This is a genomic window from Pseudoalteromonas sp. JB197, assembly GCF_002332205.1.
GTDB lineage: Bacteria > Pseudomonadota > Gammaproteobacteria > Enterobacterales > Alteromonadaceae > Pseudoalteromonas > Pseudoalteromonas nigrifaciens.
The window spans coordinates 1,597,714-1,617,781 of the sequence record NZ_NRGZ01000001.1 but is presented as its reverse complement, the minus strand read 5'-3'; the positions used below and the strand labels follow the sequence as shown (position 1 = coordinate 1,617,781).

At 41.7% G+C, this 20,068-nt stretch carries 11 protein-coding genes, 3 pseudogenes and 1 CRISPR repeat array; of the genes and pseudogenes, 7 read left to right on the top strand and 7 right to left on the bottom strand.

Features of this window, described 5'->3' with window-relative positions; translation table 11 throughout:
- Nucleotides 1-31: 31 nt before the first annotated feature.
- Together CIK86_RS07595 and cas1e are read left to right on the top strand one after the other, a co-directional pair.
- A complete protein-coding gene (locus CIK86_RS07595) occupies nucleotides 32-874 on the top strand; it encodes a KilA-N domain-containing protein (protein ID WP_086996213.1) in 843 nt (280 codons plus the stop codon).
- Complete coding sequence (cas1e, locus tag CIK86_RS07590) at nucleotides 874-1,629, top strand: type I-E CRISPR-associated endonuclease Cas1e (protein WP_086996216.1); 756 nt, start codon at nucleotides 874-876, stop codon at nucleotides 1,627-1,629. The genes CIK86_RS07595 and cas1e overlap by 1 nt, the downstream gene beginning before the upstream one ends.
- A gap of 24 nt (nucleotides 1,630-1,653) precedes the next feature.
- Here the strand turns inward: cas1e and CIK86_RS07585 are convergent.
- The 3 genes and pseudogenes from CIK86_RS07585 to CIK86_RS19375 form a co-directional block, all read right to left on the bottom strand.
- Nucleotides 1,654-2,139, bottom strand: a pseudogene (locus tag CIK86_RS07585) (IS3 family transposase); the annotation flags it as partial.
- A 62-nt stretch (nucleotides 2,140-2,201) separates the two neighbouring features.
- Entirely contained in the window at nucleotides 2,202-3,725 is a 1,524-nt protein-coding gene (gene ltrA / locus CIK86_RS07580) for a group II intron reverse transcriptase/maturase (RefSeq protein ID WP_008109360.1), read from the bottom strand.
- A 663-nt stretch (nucleotides 3,726-4,388) separates the two neighbouring features.
- Nucleotides 4,389-5,089 (bottom strand): annotated as a pseudogene (locus CIK86_RS19375) (IS3 family transposase); the annotation flags it as partial.
- 248 nt (nucleotides 5,090-5,337) lie between these two features.
- Here CIK86_RS19375 and cas2e point away from each other — a divergent pair.
- Complete coding sequence (gene cas2e / locus CIK86_RS07560) at nucleotides 5,338-5,646, top strand: type I-E CRISPR-associated endoribonuclease Cas2e (protein WP_086994878.1); 309 nt, start codon at nucleotides 5,338-5,340, stop codon at nucleotides 5,644-5,646.
- Between the two features lie 76 nt (nucleotides 5,647-5,722).
- Nucleotides 5,723-8,023: direct repeats of the CRISPR family, unit length 29 nt; unit sequence GTGTTCCCCGTACCCACGGGGCTGAACCG.
- 454 nt (nucleotides 8,024-8,477) lie between these two features.
- Here cas2e and CIK86_RS07555 read toward each other — a convergent pair.
- The 4 genes from CIK86_RS07555 to CIK86_RS07540 all read right to left on the bottom strand — a co-directional run bounded on the left by CIK86_RS07555 (nucleotide 8,478) and on the right by CIK86_RS07540 (nucleotide 13,799).
- Nucleotides 8,478-10,649 carry a M3 family metallopeptidase gene (locus tag CIK86_RS07555; protein ID WP_086994881.1) on the bottom strand — a complete coding sequence of 724 codons (2,172 nt, stop codon included), beginning with the start codon at nucleotides 10,647-10,649 and terminating at the stop codon, nucleotides 8,478-8,480.
- Between the two features lie 244 nt (nucleotides 10,650-10,893).
- Nucleotides 10,894-11,775 carry a c-type cytochrome gene (locus CIK86_RS07550; protein WP_086994884.1) on the bottom strand — a complete coding sequence of 294 codons (882 nt, stop codon included), beginning with the start codon at nucleotides 11,773-11,775 and terminating at the stop codon, nucleotides 10,894-10,896.
- Between the two features lie 292 nt (nucleotides 11,776-12,067).
- Entirely contained in the window at nucleotides 12,068-13,180 is a 1,113-nt protein-coding gene (locus CIK86_RS07545) for a methyl-accepting chemotaxis protein (RefSeq protein ID WP_086994887.1), read from the bottom strand.
- 229 nt (nucleotides 13,181-13,409) lie between these two features.
- Nucleotides 13,410-13,799, bottom strand: a complete 390-nt coding sequence (locus CIK86_RS07540; protein WP_086994890.1) for a DUF2750 domain-containing protein — start codon at nucleotides 13,797-13,799, stop codon at nucleotides 13,410-13,412.
- Between the two features lie 257 nt (nucleotides 13,800-14,056).
- On the opposite strand from CIK86_RS07540, the gene CIK86_RS07535 reads away from it, so the two are divergent.
- The 4 genes and pseudogenes from CIK86_RS07535 (at nucleotide 14,057) to CIK86_RS07520 (ending at nucleotide 19,933) form a co-directional block, all read left to right on the top strand.
- Nucleotides 14,057-15,100, top strand: coding sequence for an alkene reductase (locus tag CIK86_RS07535; protein ID WP_086994893.1), 1,044 nt, complete (start codon nucleotides 14,057-14,059; stop codon nucleotides 15,098-15,100).
- A gap of 214 nt (nucleotides 15,101-15,314) precedes the next feature.
- On the top strand, nucleotides 15,315-17,684 hold the full coding sequence (locus tag CIK86_RS07530) for a TonB-dependent receptor (RefSeq protein ID WP_086994895.1): 2,370 nt from the start codon (nucleotides 15,315-15,317) through the stop codon (nucleotides 17,682-17,684).
- Nucleotides 17,685-17,753: 69 nt separating this feature from the next.
- A pseudogene (locus CIK86_RS07525) lies at nucleotides 17,754-18,893 on the top strand (alkaline phosphatase family protein).
- Entirely contained in the window at nucleotides 18,890-19,933 is a 1,044-nt protein-coding gene (locus CIK86_RS07520; protein ID WP_086994898.1) for an alkaline phosphatase D family protein, read from the top strand. The pseudogene CIK86_RS07525 and the gene CIK86_RS07520 overlap by 4 nt, the downstream one beginning before the upstream one ends.
- Nucleotides 19,934-20,068 lie beyond the last annotated feature (135 nt).

Here is a 20,068-nt window from a genome sequence, read left to right as displayed (position 1 = left end):
TGATGTAACTTAAAATTTAATAGGACTTGTTATGGCTGCGAAACTAAGGGTACTTGAAAAGGATATTTCTACTTTAAAACAAGGTGATATTGAATATATTAATATTACAGATATTGCGCGTTTTAAAAGCACGGCACGTACTGATGATTTAATTCGTAACTGGCTGCGTAACCGTAACACCATTGAATTTTTAGGTATTTGGGAGCAACTAAATAATCCTCATTTTAATCCCGTCGAATTCGACGGGTTTAAAAAAGAAGCGGGGTTAAATAGCTTTACGCTCACGGCTAAACAATGGATAAGTGCTACTAATGCGATAGGTATTATTTCAAAAGCAGGGCGTTATGGCGGTACATTTGCGCAAAAAGATATCGCGTTTGAATTTGCAAGTTGGGTTTCGGTTGAGTTTAAACTTTATTTGATCAAAGAATTTCAACGCTTAAAAGATCAAGAACAACAACAGCTAGGTTGGGATATAAAGCGAAACCTAGCCAAAGTAAATTACTTAATTCATACCGACGCGATTAAAGAAAACTTAATACCAGATACGGTTAGTTCATCTCAAGTAGCTCAAATGTATGCCAGCGAAGCTGATCTTTTAAATGTTGCTCTATTTGGTACAACCGCAAAGCAATGGCGCAGTGAAAACCCAAAAATAAAAGGTAATATGCGCGATCACGCTAATGTTCATCAGTTAGTGTGTTTGGCTAATTTAGAAAGTTTAAATGCTCATTTTATTGAGCAAGGGATTAATCAAGCTCAACGTCTTGAAAGTCTAAATAAATTAGCAATTAAACAAATGGGAATACTCAGTAACTCTATTAAACAACAGTCAAAGATAACCCTGGCTACAATTCAAAAAGATGCTAAATAATGACCTTTCTCCCTTTAAAACCAATACCCATTAAAGATCGTAACTCTATGATATTTGTTGCAATGGGGCGCATTGATGTACGCGATGGTGCATTTGTTGTTATTGATGAAGTGAACGGCGAACGAATGCACATACCAGTAGGGTCGGTAGTGTGTATTTTACTCGAACCTGGTACACGCATAAGCCATGCTGCTGTTAAACTTGCAGCAACAACAGGCACATTACTAATTTGGGTAGGAGAGGCCGGTGTCAGGCTCTATTCTGTAGGTCAGCCTGGTGGCGCACGTTCAGATAAGTTGCTTTATCAAGCCAAGTTAGCACTTGATGAAAGTTTACGCTTAAAAGTGGTTCGCAAAATGTTTGAACTGCGCTTTAACGAAGTAGCTCCAGAGCGACGCAGTGTTGATCAGCTGCGCGGGATCGAAGGGGCACGAGTGCGTAAAACCTATGAGCTACTCGCCAAACAATATAATGTTGAATGGCGGGGAAGGCGCTACAACCCAAAAGACTGGCAAGCAGGAGATATAATAAATCAATGTATAAGTGCTGCCACTTCATGTTTATATGGCGTAACCGAGGCCGCGATATTAGCTGCTGGTTATGCGCCTGCTATCGGTTTTTTACACTCAGGTAAGCCACTTTCATTTGTGTATGATATTGCCGACCTTATTAAATTTGACACGGTTGTGCCTGCGGCGTTTAAAGTTGCGAGCAAACGGCCTAAACAACCCGATCGAGAAGTTCGCATAGTGTAATGGTCAACTAATTTTAGAGAGATTCTAAGCGGCATTTTTTAATTCATTATATTTCTGATGCGGTGTCATGTAATCAAGCGTCGAATGCCTGCGTTTGTAATTATAAAACTGAATATAATTATCTACTTCATTTATCACTGAATCATGATTTATAAATGAAAGACCATTCAAACGCTCTGTTTTTAAACTCCTAAAAAAACGCTCCATAACGGCATTATCCCAACAATTACCTCGGCGACTCATACTTTGTGTTATCGTCAGTTGTGATAACCTCGTTCTAAACGAGGCCGCTGAATACTGACAGCCTTGATCTGAATGAAACATCAGTTGATTAAGAACCGGCTGTTGGCGCTTAATTGCATTACTTAATGCTGCTTTAGCTAGTTCAGCATTAGGGCTTTTTGATAAAGCATAACCTACAATTTCTTTCGTTGATAAATCTAACACGCAGGCCAAATAACTCCACCCTTGCTGGTTTCTAAGTAGAGTAAGAGGCAGAACGTAGTCGAACTATTTTTCTGCCTCTCCTCTCCGAACCGTACGTGCACCTTTCAGCGCATACAGCTCTCCGCTTAATTGTGGCTTACAGCCATTACAACATCGCTGTAGCGAGATGTGACAGTATTTCTCATTTCATCTCTAAGATAAGGGTTTGATTCAGGTAATCGCCAACGGAAGGGCAACTTAGGACTGCTCACCAGTCGATATAGTGAAGCGCTACATAAATTACCTCGATTGCTTTTACCAAATAATACCCAAGTCTTGGCCTGATTTGGCGTCGGTCGTTTTATCCACTTCATCATTAATGACTTAACGGAGCAACGATATTTCCGCGCTAGCCATTTTGCTAATTTCCAGAAAACTATACGATCAATTTTACTGTAAACTTTAGCGGTATAATCAGTATGACGATAAAATTGCGCCCAGCCTTTAAGCTTGCGGCTGAGTTGTTCAACTTTGTCTATCTTGCTACAACTGTGATCACTGGATAAAGCTTGGCTCAAGGAATGAGAAAATGCTTTAGCCTTACCATGTGGAATACCAGACACCACACGCATATTCCCTTTAGGACCACGTTTCCTTATGATCCTATGACCAAGGAAGATAAATCCATCATTCACATGCGTAATATGGGTTTTCTCCATGTTAAGTGTGAGTTTAAGTTTACCTTCAAGAAAATTTCGACACTGATCACGAATGGCTTCTGCTTGTTGTTTGTTACCTTTGACAATCACAAGAAAGTCATCGGCATAACGACAATAAGCAACCCCAGGTTTCCATTGTCTATTTTCCTCTAGTGCAATGGTACGCTTATCTTGGATTGTACGATTCCAGTACCAGCGATCTTTACGTGCTTTCTTGCTCAAGTAGCATTTATCCAAATACTGATCAAATTCGTTGAGCATGATATTTGACAATAATGGAGAAATGACACCACCTTGTGGTACGCCTTCGCTTGTTGCACAGAATAGATTACGTTCAATATGTCCTGCTTTGATGAACCGCCAGAGCAATTCATTAAATCGTCGACAATTGATACGCTTACGCACACATGTCATCAGTAATTGATGGTGGACTGTATCAAAATAACTTGATAAATCCCCTTCAATTACCCAGCGCCCACGTGGTTCACTTGAGCCTGTCATTTGTAACTTAACAGTTCTAATGGCGTGATGGACACTGCGTTCAGGTCTAAAACCATAGGATAGTGAATGAAAATCATTTTCCCATATCGGCTCCATTGCCATGAGCATGGCACGTTGCACTATTCTGTCTCTTAAGGTGGGTATGCCTAAAGGGCGTTGCTTTCCATTCGCTTTAGGAATATAAATTCGTCTGGCAGGCATTGGTTGATAATTACCCGAGAGTAAATCATTTCTGATCCCATCTAAGTAATCAGTCAGCTTATCCTGTAAGTGAATTTTAGTTATTCCATCAACGCCAGGTGTTTTGGCACCTTTTGAAGAAAGCGTTACTTCAGCCGCTTGGCAAAGCCATTGTGGGTGACTGATAAGGCGCAGTAATCGATTAACGCGACGCGCTTTATCGGTTGCTGTCCATGTTGCTAATTTACGTTGCAGTTCGCTGATTATCAAAGGTCTTCACCTCATTAAGGTCAGGTAATTTGCTTGCGCAAATCAATTAAACTGCGCCCCTTCGCCATGTAATGGGCTTTCCCCATCTCAGACTACTACGAACGCTCCGCCAGCTTGTTTGTCATCGGGGTCGTGCTCCCTTAGCATTCAAACAAACCTTCCCCGGTTTACCTATCTGAACTCGAACATATTGGGGTGGATGCCGATCGCAGTCTTTAACCTTATCGTGCTGTAAGGTAATAATACTTAAACGCTGAATTGTGATTTAGCGTTTATCCATTGATAAATACCTACGTGTGATTTATCAAGTCGGCAATAATACTCATACATTTAGTATTATTGCAGCATCATATTGCCTGTTAATTCGTGTAGGCAATGGCGACGTTTCAGCCCATAGATGCGGGTTAATCGGTTCATGTACTTCATCCGTCCAATACTTAGTCTAGAAGAGCATCTTGGCGTAACGAATTCGCCTCACTCCCCGTTGTCAGCGAGTTCCATCACCTTATCAGCATACGATAAGTCACTGCCGCTCAGACTCAACTATCTGCACAACCAGATAGTGCCATAAACAATTTGGCTCCTACCGTATTGCTCATGTATTTCAGATAGACTCGTGGTTCATTAAAGCATTCCTTGTTAGTGCTGAACTCCGGGCACACTGTAAGTAATATCACCTACCCAATGCGTGTTATGTGTCTTCGGGTTGAATTGTCGTTTTAAAAGGTTTTGTGCATAGTGATGCTCATCACCTGAGTTTGGGTAATAATGTTTTTTCTTTGGCACAATGGCGTGTATATTCAATTTGTTCATCAATGACGCCGTTTTATATACTCCTATTGTGTGATCAAGTGCATTCAGTTCAGCGTGTATTCTACGCCTGCCATACGTATTACCCGAGTCCTCAGCTATCGATTCAATTAAATCCAAAAGCACCTGCTCTTGTTCATCGGGTTTGGCAGGTTCATAGTAATAGCTACTCATACTAACCTCTAAAACACGACACAATTCAGTGATAGTGTAATCTGCGTTTGCTTTCTTCAATTCTTTCATTACTTTAAATTTTGATTGTCGCGAATGAAGAAAGCGGTGGCTTTTTTTAATATGTCATTATCCTTTAAAGCACGCTTCAGCTGCTTCTCTAGTAATTGAATACGCTGCTGTTCAGGTGTAAGTGCTTGTACATTTTCAGGGCTCTTACCATCTAGTTCAGATAAATATTGTTGCTTCCAACGTGATACTGCTGACTTTCCAGCGCCAGACATTTCTTCAATTTGTTTATTGGTATAGCCTTCTTCTACCATTAATTTGGCATATTCGAGTTTCTGCTGTGCACTGAGTATTACTTTTGATTTCCTGGTCATATTGATACCTTTTCGGTTTAACTCATTTTACGCTATAAACCTCTCCAGTTTCATTAGACCATTACATAGCGTGCCGTGAAGCTTTTAGAAAAGATAAAACCCTCAAACGGCTAATTCCTCTTATAGAAGAAGTACTAAATGCAGGAGAGATCACTCCACCTAAGCCTTATGATGATGTGCAGCCGCCGGCATTACCAGAGCCAGAATCTATTGGTGATTCAGGTCACCGTTCAAGTTAGGAATAGATTATGAGCATGTGTGTTGTAGTAACCGAAGCCGTACCGCCAAGATTAAGAGGGCGGTTAGCTGTTTGGCTATTAGAAATTCGAGCTGGTGTTTATGTCGGCGATGTTGGCAGAAAAATACGAGAGATGATTTGGCATCAAGTCCAAGAGTTAGCAGAGCAAGGAAATGTTGTAATGGCGTGGAGTACAAATACGGAATCGGGTTTTGACTTTATTACTTATGGTAAAAATGCACGAATGCCAATTGATTTAGAAGGTTTAAGATTAGTTAAGTTCACTCCAATTACGCAAGAAATACCGACTGATAAATAACTGTTTTGCTCTTTAAAAATCTGGTAGATTTTACTTAGCTATTTTTATTTAATTAAAACAAGCATATACTCTTAGAGTGTTCCCCGTACCCACGGGGCTGAACCGGTACATCTAGATATCTTCAGATGTGATTTATTGTGTTCCCCGTACCCACGGGGCTGAACCGGTGAGGAGATTTACGGTCTCACCCTTATCTGTGTGTTCCCCGTACCCACGGGGCTGAACCGTGGGACCAGATGTACCTGCATTGCTGATAGTGGTGTTCCCCGTACCCACGGGGCTGAACCGCCCATCAAAACGATGGGCTTTTTATTGCATTAGTGTTCCCCGTACCCACGGGGCTGAACCGACTCTGTAACTGGTGTTATGATTCCTACTTACGTGTTCCCCGTACCCACGGGGCTGAACCGTGCTTTGATTGTGAAACCAAGTGACTTCATACGTGTTCCCCGTACCCACGGGGCTGAACCGGCTGCTGGTGCCGGTTATTGGAATAAAATTAGGTGTTCCCCGTACCCACGGGGCTGAACCGGGAGCTTCAGGCTCTAGGCGGCTCTTTTGATAGTGTTCCCCGTACCCACGGGGCTGAACCGTATGTTTTAGGTGAAATAACATGCCGTGAGGAGTGTTCCCCGTACCCACGGGGCTGAACCGCTGCATGAGTGCTATAGCCAAGTCGTACAAAGGTGTTCCCCGTACCCACGGGGCTGAACCGCAGCGAGACAAGCTTGACGTGCTAGAAACCGAGTGTTCCCCGTACCCACGGGGCTGAACCGCCACCCTAAATGTTTAGCGTATATGCTTAAGCGTGTTCCCCGTACCCACGGGGCTGAACCGCTATAAAAAAATGGAAGTGGACGGTGAGCAAAGTGTTCCCCGTACCCACGGGGCTGAACCGCCTATTTTTTCGCCGCTCTCGGTAAATGCTGGGTGTTCCCCGTACCCACGGGGCTGAACCGATGATCTAAATATGCTTGGATTACCTCATACCGTGTTCCCCGTACCCACGGGGCTGAACCGTTAACCGCCAATGCGAAAGCAGAGGTGATAGGGTGTTCCCCGTACCCACGGGGCTGAACCGCCTTGCCTTGCTTGCAGTTGCTGCAGTCTCTGGTGTTCCCCGTACCCACGGGGCTGAACCGTTTTTTTATTGATATTTTTTTGCTTTTCAACAGTGTTCCCCGTACCCACGGGGCTGAACCGACTCACACCGGTGCGCTCTATTGCATCATTAAGTGTTCCCCGTACCCACGGGGCTGAACCGCGTTAAAAAATCACGGGTAAAAGGTTAACGTAGTGTTCCCCGTACCCACGGGGCTGAACCGCGATAATGACTAACCATGAAAAGGCTTTGGATGTGTTCCCCGTACCCACGGGGCTGAACCGTTATGAGTAAATTAAATGATGTTTTTAACGGTGTGTTCCCCGTACCCACGGGGCTGAACCGATCAAAACACTCGCAGTGTAGAGCAAATGACAGTGTTCCCCGTACCCACGGGGCTGAACCGCTTTAACAAGTCATAGCTTGGCATGTAATAACGTGTTCCCCGTACCCACGGGGCTGAACCGCTGCAAACGCTGCAAGATTAAGATCATCTATTGGTGTTCCCCGTACCCACGGGGCTGAACCGTCCATGCAACGATTCATCCATCGCGTCCAATTCGTGTTCCCCGTACCCACGGGGCTGAAGGGTGGACGATTATGACGCAGGATGAAGCTAAGTCGTGTTCCCCGTACCCACGGGGCTGAACCGCGGTTTACCGCCAGCTAAAAACAAGTTGTTAAGGTGTTCCCCGTACCCACGGGGCTGAACCGTGTTTTGGACGGTTTTGTTGGTGGCATAATTGGTGTTCCCCGTACCCACGGGGCTGAACCGTGTATATATATCATCACCACGAATTACACTAAGTGTTCCCCGTACCCACGGGGCTGAACCGCATATGCATGCTTAGAAAGACAATATCTTGTTGGTAAAACTCAACTACCGGTTCACTGCCGCACAGGCAGCTTAGAAAAGGCGTGCGTGATAGTGAAGGGCAATAGCAATGTTCACTGCCTAATAGGCAGCTTAGAAATAACCTTTGCCAAGCTGAACAACTCCAATCTAGTTCACTGCCGCACAGGCAGCTTAGAAAATTGAGGGGAAGAGATTAGATATGCGCTCAGTGTTCACTGCCGCACAGGCAGCTTAGAAAGTTAGAGACTGTTACACTATTTCCTGCCCCATGTTCACTGCCGCACAGGCAGCTTAGAAAGTTATTGAATCAAACCCACTTAAAACAGGTGTGTTCACTGCCGCACAGGCAGCTTAGAAAATGTAAATGACTCCTTAGTTTGATATATCAAAGTTCACTGCCGCACAGGCAGCTTAGAAAGCTCTCAAATATTTCGGCAAACGTTTGCGATAGTTCAAGGTTTGAGGAGCAAGGTTTATATTCAATGGAAAAAGTAAGTACAGGATGGCTTGCTCACTCGGCGTTTAGAAAATAAGCCGAAGGGATAGAAGAATACAGGAGCCGTATACGAGGCCCGTACGTACGGTTCTGTGAGAGGGATGAGGCAAAAGCCTCACCCTACTCGATGTGCCTGTAATAAAGTTTAGCCTGTTAGCTTATCGCTTGTGCGACTCGATTATTTTTATGCCGATGTTTTAACGTATACATGCTCGGCTAAGGTTAAACTGGTTGGGTAAGTGGGAGTCGTTTTGCTGCTGGGCAATTATTATTTAGGGCATACCCATAGAAATGGCTGAGGGACGTTTGAAGTTTAATGTACTAGCATAAAGCAGAGCTTAATGGCTATGTAGCCATCAAGCTCTACTAACAGCTTGTTATTCAACCGTGGCTGTTAAACCACGACGTTTAAGTAAGGCTGATGTGTCTGGCTCTTGGCCACGAAATGCTTTAAACGATTCCATCAGTTCACGCGAGTTACCGACTTCTAAAATTTCTTTACGGTATTTGTCACCTAGTTCACGTTTTAAGCCACCTTGCTCTTGTACATAAGCAAATGCATCAGCTGCTAAAATTTCACTCCACATGTAGGCATAGTAGCCTGCAGAGTAACCGCCCCCCATTGAATGAGAAAAGAATGCAGACTTATAACGCGGCGGCACAAATGGCACGTTAACGCCGTGTTTTGTTAAAACATCTTGCTCAAATTTTTCAATATCTTGCAGTGGGGCATCTGCTGGTAATGAATGCCATTCCATATCTAATAAAGCGGCAGATACATATTCTAATGTATCAAAACCTTGGTTAAAGCTTCTTGATTTAATTACTTTTTCAAGTAATTCATCCGGAATAGGCTCGCTTGTTTGATAATGTTTAGCATAGTTAGCAATTACTTCAGGGTGCATTGCCCAATCTTCTTCAAACGTAGACGGGAATTCAACAAAGTCTCTTGATACTGACGTACCAGATAAGGTTGGGTATTTTACTTTTGAAAGCATACCATGCAGGCCATGGCCAAGCTCATGGAACATAGTGGTTGTTTCATCGTAGCTAATAAGTGTCGGCTCACCTTTGGCGCCTTTTTGAATGTTCATAACATTCACAACAACAGGTTTTTGCCCATGCAAGCCAGACTGTTTAACAAACGAGCTCATCCATGCGCCGCCACGTTTACCTTCACGCGCAAAATAATCAGCAAAAAAGATAGCTAGGCTTTCACCATTTGCGTCAAATACTTCATATGCTTTTACATCTGGGTGATACACAGGTAGATCGTTACGTGGCTTAAATGTAATGCCATACAAACGATTCATGGTAAAAAATACACCGTCTTCTAATACACGGTTAAACTCAAAATATTCTTTTACTGCTTTTTCATCAAGGTTGTACTTATCTTGACGTACTTGCTCGGCATAATATAACCAATCCCATGGTTTAAGTTCGAACTGCTCTGCAGATGCATTTATTTTTTCTTGAATATCGGCAGCTTCTAACGCTACATTTTGAGTTAGCCTTGGCACCATGCTAGCAAACATATCAAATACAGCTTGTGGTTTTTTAGCCATTTGCGACTCTAAACCAAATTCAGCCCAGCTGTTGTAGCCAAGTAGCTTTGCTTTTTGTGCTCTTAATTTAACTAGTTGCGCAACAATGTCGCGATTACTAAATTCACCATCTAGCGCGCGCTCTGAAGATGCACGCCACACTTTCTCGCGTAAATCACGGTTTTGTAATGAAGCTAAAACAGGCTGGCGAGTGGTATTGGTGATTTTAATTAAATACTGCCCTTCGTGGCCGGCTTCTGCGGCTGCATTCGCAAATTGTTCAATTTGACCTGTCGATAAGCCAGCTAACTCTTTTTGGTCTTTTACGATGACAACATTACTTTTACTTAGCGCAAGTAAGTTTTGTGAAAACTGTGTCGTTAAGGTTGATAGCGATGAGTTAATATCACGTATTTGCTGCTTTTGTTCATCATTAAGCTGAGCGCCTGAGCGCACAAAACGTTTATAGTAAACGTCTAATAGTCGTGTTTCTTGCGCTGTTAATGCTAAAGAGTCTGTTTTTTCAAAAAGTGTGGCTACTTTTTTAAATAACGCATCATTTAAAAAGATGTTGTCTCTGTGCGCTGCAAGCTTTGGTGCAAGTTCTTTTTGAAGCTCACGACGCGCTGGGTTTGAGCTAGAGCCTGCAAGGTTGTAAAAAATGCTGCTTGCACGCGTTAATAACTCGCCACTTTGCTCAAGTGCCACGATGGTGTTTTCAAAAGTCGTAGGGGCTGTATTATTAATAATGTCTTGTACTTGCGCCATTTGCTGCGCCATACCTTGATTAAAGGCAGGTAAAAAATGCTCATCTTTGATGACTGCAAAGTCAGGGGTTTCGTACTGTAGTGTGCTTTTTTCTAATAATGGGTTGGTAGCTTGTTGTGCTTGCGCTGAAATACTTTGCGCAGTTGTTTGTTGTTTGTTGTCAGCGTTTACATTTGGCTCAGAGCAGCCCGAAAGTAATAACGCCGAGCTGATTGCCGTGGCGAGTAAAGTTTTCATATTTACATTCTCTTATTATTGTAACCAGTCGTTACCTTGTCATTAATCAAGTAAGAGTACGTTGACTTAAATGTAACTACACTTAGGTTGCGATAAAGTCTGAATTAACTGCGACGAGCTGTTAAGTTATATGCCCCATAGTGCATTTTTTGACGAGCGAGTAAAATATAAAGCAGTAAATAGGAGGGGCGTTGAGTGACTTAAATACGCCAGCGATGCTTAATTTATTTACCTATCTAGTTATTTATCGACGCACGTCTTTTGGTGCGCCACCTTTTGGCCAGTCATCCGCTTTATTGGCAAAAATAGGGCGTTCTAAATGTGAAAAGTAATAAGCAATATCAACAGCTTGTTGCTCGGTTAACATGCCTTCTTGGCCCAATGGCATATTTCCTTTAATAAATGCCGCTGCGGTGTAAGTGCGTGCCATACCCGCACCATCATTAAACGACTGACTGCCGGCAATGGCTGGGAACATGTAAGTATTATTAGGATATAAGCCTTGACCGTCTAGTTGGTGACAACTTGCACAGTGCTGAACGTAAAGAGTTTTTCCGTTATCGGCGTTTGGTATTAGCTCTTTATTAATAGTGACAAAACCTGTGTTGTCTTGCAGATCGTCTTTGGTTTTTATATTTTGTGATAAAAAGTTCATGTAGCTGACAATAGCCTGCATAGGCACTGAATTAGTAGGCAGTGGCTGGCCGTTCATGGAACGTTGAAAACAGCCATTAATTCTGTCTTCAATGGTGTTTATTTTTGCATTACGTGAACGATACTTTGGATATACCACATTCATGCCCACATAAGGCGCGACTTTGGCTACACGCCCTTCATTAAGATGGCAAGTGCTACAATTGAGCTTATTATTTACGTTATTGGGAAGTTGTTTATAGGTATCAATAATTAATAAGCGCCCATAACGAATTAAATCCGACTCAGGGCTGGCATCGAGCTCATGAATAGCGGGCGTTACTAGAGTGTTAGGGTGATTTGCTGATAAGTTTATAATTGTGGGCGCATTACTTAACGCTTTTTGCACAAGTGATTGTGTTTGCGCTTCTTGCGAGCATACGGGCAAAGTAAATAACGTCGCGAATAAAACACTTAAATGAACTTTAAACATAATTAAAACCTAAATAAAAAGAATAAAACGACAGTGCCATTATTGCTGCAATGTGGCTGAGTATTTTAATACCGCTGAATTAGTTAGGTGAATCAGTAAACCGTTACCCACTATCATTAAAATATAGTTAACGATTACTTAAAGGGTTAATAATTTAGTTAGTTTGATTATTGAACAGCAGTGCTTAGGTGGAGGTGTCATTAGTTTGTGATTAATTTATATAAGTTTGGTATGCATAGCCAAATGATTATGAACCATAACGCTATGCAAAGTGAGGTGTTTTTTGACTATTTTATTTACAGTTATAATCCATAATTTTGTGTGATAAAGCGCTAAGTATGTCCACTACTTTAAAACTTGCTTGCTCCATAAGAGATACTTTTTCTACAGCAGTATTGATATCGCCTAATTGGAATGCTTCTAAAGCAGCAAAGCCATTCTTATGGACATCTTCATGTGGTTGCTCTAATGCTTTAAAGTCGTTAATGCTTGAATATTTTAATGCACCTTCACCTTGGTAATACCATTTACCTAAACGACACATGGTATGATCAGAAAAGTCTTCTGCAGTCTTATTTGATTGGCCTAAAATGACTTTATAAATATCGTATTTCCATACAATGTGATCCATTTTTACTGTTTGAATAAATGCATCGGCACTTGAATTAACAATAACGCTATACATATTTTGTGATAGTTCAACCACTTTTTTAGCGGTAGCATCAATTTCTGATGAGCTATTTGCAATGCCATCACTTTCTTCGCTAACGTTAGTAATGTTAGTTACAACGCTTTGCATTTGCTCATTGACCTTAGCTATTAAATTAGAGATCTCGTTAGATGCATCAGAAGAGCGCTGAGCGAGCGTCCTTACTTCATCTGCCACAACAGCAAAGCCTCGTCCTTGCTCTCCGGCTCTAGCGGCCTCGATGGCCGCATTGAGTGCAAGTAAATTTGTTTGATCAGAAATCCCTTTAATTATGTTTACAAAATCATTAATTCCGATTGTTACTGACTGCAATTCTTTAACGGATTTAGTGGCTGATTTTGTATCTCTTGAGATATTATGTGTTGACGATGAAGTCGTTGCTAACATATCTAAAATTGTATCAAGTAATTCTTGGGATGACTTAAGTGACGTAATATCATTAATTAGTTTATGTGAAGTTGAGGCTAAGCTTTCTCTGATGTCACTAATTAAATCAGATGACTGTAATGATAATGTGTTTAATTCACGCTGTTTTACAAAGGCTGTATCATTTGCTATTTCATTGTCGTTTTGTTGTGATTGCTCGCTGTTTGCTGCTAACAATTGCGCTTCAAGCTTTTCATTGGTTTTTTTTAATTGAATTAACTCGTTATTTAACTCATTAATTTTGTTTTTATATTTTGAATTGAACAGCATGTAGACCCCAATTTAAACACAGAAAATAAATGTATATTTTTTATTAAATTTACCTGAGCATTGATTACTTTATTCGATTTTTTACGGGGGTGGAATTGACGTCCACCCAGGTCGATTTTTATAAAAGTAAGTTACAACACTATAATAGATGCTTTATAACCTTTTGGTAAATAAACTTTTCTTTTAATGCTTATAATAAGCTTGTTTAAGGTGAACACTGCTTTAGAAGTTAGTACTTCCTAATTGATTTACTCAACTGGGCTTGAAACTCATCAGGGAATAAAATTGTGCCGTCGTCTTCTTCGGTAGGGAACACGGCCACCAGTAAGTCGTCTTCTTCAAGGCCAGGTGTCCAGCGGCTAAACCAATCGTTTGTTGGAATTGCTTTAGGTGTACAGCCTTGCCATTCGCCGGTTGCCCAGGCTTGTGCGAACTCTCGTGTTGGCCATACCGGCACGCAATCGTCGTCCTCGTTAGTGAGCATTACGCAGCCGTCGTCATCGTTTAAAATCCACACTTGCTTAAATTGCTGCACAGTTTCGTACATGTATGCGAGTCGTTTTTTTGCGCCAAGGCCTAAAATTACGTCGTGTTGTTCTGTGTTATTTGCTGTTGTCATAATTTGCTTACTCTAAGTTTATGGCTTGGTATTAAGTGTAAGTATATCGAGTTATATGACAGTGTGGTGAAAAGTTATTATTTAATTTACCCTATATAGATCTAATTTACGGCTCTGTAAGTATAAGTTTTATTATTAATTTGAGCGTTCATTCAAAAATACCCTTGAATGTTTACCAAATGGCCGCATTTACACACCATACTTGCTATATAGGTTGAGCATTTAGTGCTTAGCCATTCCCACACAAAGGATCCACAATGTCGATTGATTTACTTGCCCCGTATAAATTAAACAGTACTATTGAACTTAAAAACCGCATATTAATGGCGCCGTTAACGCGCAGTATGGCTGATGATAACCTAGTGCCAACTCAAGCTATGGTTGACTACTACGCGCGCCGTGCAGATACAGGGTTAATTATTAGCGAAGCGACAATTATTCGCCCAGACGCGCAAGGCTATCCTAATACGCCGGGTTTATTTACTAGTGAGCAAATTCAGGGCTGGAAAAAAGTAACCGACGCAGTACATACCAATGGGGGCAAAATATTTGCCCAGCTTTGGCATGTTGGCCGTGTTGCTCACCCACACTTTTTTGATGGCGATGTACTTGCGCCATCAGCAATTGGTGTAGAAGGGACAGTTCCGCGCATGCGTGAGCTTACTTACATTACGCCAAAAGCGGCAACCACAGATGATATTAAAAGCTTAGTAGCCGATTACGCAAAAGCAGCTGAAAACGCAATAGAAGCAGGCTTCGACGGCATAGAAATTCACGGTGCTAACGGTTATTTAATTGATCAGTTTTTACATTATGCAGCAAATGAGCGCAATGATGAATACGGCCAAACGCCTGAGAACATGGCGCGTTTTGCGCTTGAAGTAACCGAGGCAGTTATTGCTGTCGTTGGAAACGAACGTACCGCTATTCGTGTAACGCCGGGTGCTTATTTTAATATGACCGAGGATAGCCGCGACAAAGCTGTATTTGATTATTTGTTAGCTGAATTAGACACAAAAGATCTTGCTTACTTACATGGTGGAATTTTTGACGACAGCATGCGTTTTGACTCGCTTGAAGGCAAAAATACCTCTGAATTTTTACGCGCAGGCTACAAAGGTACGTTAGTAGGTGTGGGTAGCTATAGTTTTGAAACAGCAAAAGAGGCGATTAACGACGCTAAGTTTGACTTAATTGCCATTGGTCGCCCACTTATTGCAAACCCAGACTACATAAGCAAAATTAGTAATAATCAACCGCTGGTAGAATACAATGCCGATATGCTTAGCGAGCTGGTGTAACTATTAGTTTTATAATTATTTAAAACGATTTTTAAGACAACCCATAAGCTTACTTTTGGGTTGTCTTTTTTTGTACATATTCCTGCCATAAATTTCCCATATTTGTTTAATTTTTATGTAAATAAAGTTCATCCCCGTTGTCATATTTAAAACTCATACTGCTCCCGTTTTCATAATAATTAATTTTTAATAATTAAAACTAAACGGGACAACAATGTACGCTTTAAAAAACAAATCGCTTTTGAGCATGGCTATAGCCATGGCTGTATCAACATCTGTTTATGCAAACGACAAAACTATAGAAGAAATAACCGTAGTCGCTAAGCCTACCAGCTACGCTAACAACGTTATTGAGCCTGCAATGCTTGAGCAACAAAGTTCGGTAGCAAGTATATTGTCGGTGATTGATAATTTACCGGGTATTAGCATAAACGAAGGTGATGCATTTGGTGGTGACGACTGGTCTACCACAATTACAATGCGTGGTTTTAGTATTGACGGTAACCAACAGCAATTAGGGATGACAGTAGATGGCATACCCAATGGTGGCTCTAATTACGGTGGCGGCGCTAAAGCAAACCGTTACCTAGACAGCGAAAACTTGGCTACAGTTGAAGTAGGCCAAGGTACGTCTGATATTAAATCGGCATCGCTGGAAGCGCTAGGCGGTACATTTAATTTTGTAAGTAAAGATCCCAGTCTCGAAAAAGGCACTACGTTTGCCTATACATCGGGCAGCCACGACGCCTCGCGTTATTATATTAAGCACGAAACAGGCACTGTTTTTGATAATACCCAAGCATACGTAAGCTACTCGCAAACCGACACCAGCCGTTGGATTGGCTCGGGAAGTAATGGCGGTAAAGACAACCAACATGCTGAGCTTAAGTTTGTATCTAATTTTAACGATTTAACCCTAACCGGACGTTTATCTTACGACGATGTAAGCGAAACTAACTACAACAGCGTGAGTATTGAACAATTTGAGCAAACACCTAATTGGGATCAATTAACGTGGAACTGGACAGGGGTTCCGCATTTTGATCAAATGTTTGCCGAAGGTTGGGGGACGCTACGTGAAAATACCTTAGGTTATTTAAAGTTTGAATATGCAATTTCGCCCACATCACTATTAACGATCAGCCCTTATTATCATAAAAACTCGGGGCGTGGTGACTGGATCCCACCATATTTAACAACCCCAGTTGATGAAAACGGCGAGCCAACAACACAAGGCGGTACTAATGCTGGCTCTTATGGTTTTGCTGATAGCGAGGGTAACCCACTTGCACCTAACTCAGGCTGTACAGCAAGTTTAAGTTGGCCGTGGGAGTCGGGGCCTGATTTAAATCCGGCATGTTACGACGATACAGCAACGCCCGTTATGTCTTATCGCCATACCCATTACAATAAAGATCGTTTAGGCGTAACCGCTAACTATCAAGCGACGTTTGGTGATCACGATATTGAGGCTGGTTTTTGGTATGAGCAAAGCGAGCGAGAAGAGTCGCGTGATTGGCACAAAGTAATTGATGCACGTATTTTTCATCATTTTGAAAACACCCCTTACTGGACTCAGTACAAAAATACCTTTGATACAGATACGTTCAAATGGTACATCCAAGACTCTATTAACTTAGGTGATTTAACCTTAAATATTGGCGCTAAACAGTATTTAGTTGAGTTACAAAAGTACGACCACTTTGCTAACGAAAGCTCAGATAAAGTAGACAGCGACTCTGATGTTTTATTTAGTGGTGGTGCGCTGTACCAGTTAAATAACGATACCGAACTATTTGCAAGTTACAGCGAAAACTTTGCTGCAATTAAAGACGGGGTGCTAGAGCGCGACAGTTCAACACTGACTGAAATAGAGCCAGAAACAGCAAAAAACATTGATTTTGGGGTACGCTACCAAGCCGATAAATTAACGCTTAGCGCAACGGCCTACAGCGTTAAGTTTGATAACCGCATTACCTTTATTGCACCTGGCAGTGATTCAGGCGGAATTGACTACACTATTGGCACTAATGGGTCATACATAAATGTAGGGGGCATCGATTCTAAGGGGTTAGAGCTTTCTGCTAGTTATATGCTCACACCAAGCTGGAGTGTTTATTCGTCGTATACCAATAGCAGCTCTGAATATTCGTCTGATGATCCAAATGCATATGACTCACAAGGTGTATTACTACAAGATAATGATGGCAATACTGCAGCGCCGAGCTTTAAAAAAGGCGATAGTTTAATAGATACATCGGAAGATTTATTGGTTGTATCTACCGATTACTTTAGTGACGGCTTTCGTGTTGGTTTGTCGGCTAAATACACAGGTGAGCGTTTAGGTGCATGGCAAGACGAAGGCACGCGAGCACGCAATAAAGTAGACGGCTACACGGTACTCGACTTTAATGCCGGCTACTCAACCGATGTAAACGCAGGGCCGTTTAAAGCCATTGATCTCTCGTTTGTGGTTTATAACATAACTGATAAAAGCTACTTAGCAGGTGGTACAGGTAATGGGGCTACTTACTTTATTGGTGCGCCTCGTACTGCTGCGGTTACCTTTACTGCAGATTTTTAAGTCGTAATGTAAATTATTTTAAGCCCATTACTAATGGGCTTTTTGTTATAAAAATAGGCCGATAACAATATGAAAACGATTTTAAAAGTAAGTGCATTTAGTTTAATTGCCCTAGCAAGCGACTTTGCAGCGGCAGTACAAAATACGACACAAAATGTCGTGTTGGTAACGCTTGACGGTGTGCGCTGGCAAGAGGTGTTTAGTGGTGCAGATAAAAACCTTATTAATAATTCCGATTTTGTTAAAAAACCAGAGCAGCTAAATACAGAGTTTTGGCATAACAGCCCTGCAAAACGCCAACAACTGCTGATGCCGTTTATTACCCAGATTGTGGCTAAGCAAGGGATAATAATGGGTAATAGAGAGCAAGGCTCTAACATGTCGGTAAGTAACCCGTGGTATTTTTCGTATCCCGGTTATAACGAAATACTTAGCGGTGAGGTAGATGAAGGTATTAATAGTAACAATAAAATTCCTAACCCAAATCACACTATATTAGAGCGTTTGGAGCACCAACCCGCGTTTAAAAATAACACCGCCTTATTTGGTAGCTGGGATGTATTTCCTTCAATACTTAATACTGAGCGCAGTAAGGTATATGTTAATGCCGGATTTATGCCAATTGAGGAGGATTTATTTGAAAATGCGCCACTTTTAAATGCCATGCAAAATGAAATTCCGAGCCCTTGGAGCAATGTACGATTAGACAGTTTTACTTATCGGTTTGCTAAGGCGTATATGTTAGCTAAAAAACCAAAATTATTAGTAATAAGTTTATGAGAGACCGACGACTTTGCTCACGATGGTGATTACCACGCGTATTTAAAATCGGCAAAACAAAGTGATGCTTTTATAGCTGATTTATGGAATACCATTCAAACAACACCAGGTTATAAAAATAACACTACCCTCATTATTACCACAGATCATGGCCGTGGTAGTAACGCAAGCGACTGGCAACATCACAGTTCAAAACGCGCCTTAGCAGCACTGCATTTAGGCGAAAATAAGTTTCCCGAGGGAATTGTAGGCTCCGAACATATTTGGCTTGCCGCTATTGGCCCTGCCATAAAAGGCCAAGGCTTAGTTAAAACAGCTACTGAGCTTAAACAAACGCAAATTGCCGCAACAGTGTTAAAGGCGCTTGGGCAAAACCCAAAGCAAATAAATGCCAATATGGCACCGGCTATTAATGAGATTTTAAAATGAAAATAATAGCCGCGGTAGTATTAACCAACTTACTTGTAAGCTTTAGTGCTTTGAGTGCTCCCTCTAAAATATTATTTGGCTCGTGCGGGCATCAAGATAAAAGCATTCCTATATTCGATGCCATAAACAAAGAACAGAGCGATTTATTTATATTTTTAGGCGACAATATTTATGGCGATACCAATAATATGAGCGTACTTGCCGATAAATATCAGCGCTTAGGGGCAAAGCCCGGTTTTAAAACACTAAAAGCGCAAACGCCTATTATAGCTATGTGGGATGACCACGATTATGGCCAAAACGATGCCGGTAAAGAATATCCGCATAAAGAAGAGTCGCGGCAAATTATGCTCGATTTTTGGCAAGAACCTGCAAACTCAGCACGACGCACTCGCCCCGATGGTATTTATACCTCGTATACCTATGGTGAAGGTGAGCAAATTGTGCAGGTGATTATGCCAGATTTGCGCTGGAACCGAGATGCGCTAAACACAGTAAGTAAGTTGGAGTACGCCACTAAGCGTAAACTAAATAATCAAGGTCCGTATAGCCCAAGTCATGTTAAAGGCGCATCAATGCTTGGTGAGGCGCAGTGGCAATGGCTTGAACAAGAGCTTAAAAAGCCCGCGGCTATAAAGCTAATTGCCTCAAGCTTACAGCTACTTCCCGATTTTACAGGGTGGGAGTCGTGGGCTAATTTCCCCGACGATCGAAAGCGTTTATTTACACTGATCAAAAAGCATAAAGTAAACGGCGTAGTTATTATTAGCGGCGATACTCACTGGGGCGAAATTTCACAGTATAAGCACAACCTTGACTACCCACTAATAGAAGTGACCAGTTCTGGCCTAACCGAAAAATGGAAAAATGTAAGCCCTAACACACACCGAATAGGGGACTTTACCCACCAGGTTAATTACGGCGATTTAAGCATAGACTGGCAACAAGCCGACCCGTCAATTTCATTACAGCTCAAAGATATTGATGGTAAAGCAATAATGCAAAGTCAGTTTAAACTCTCAAGCATTAGCCCTTATTAATTATCGCCCTTATAAAACGCACAGTAAATAGCATCACTACTGTGCGTATAAAATTTAACTAACCCGCTGATTTATTAAAGCCAATTTGCGCTAATCGCTACCCCTGTAATTGAAAATATCTTACACTCGTTTTAT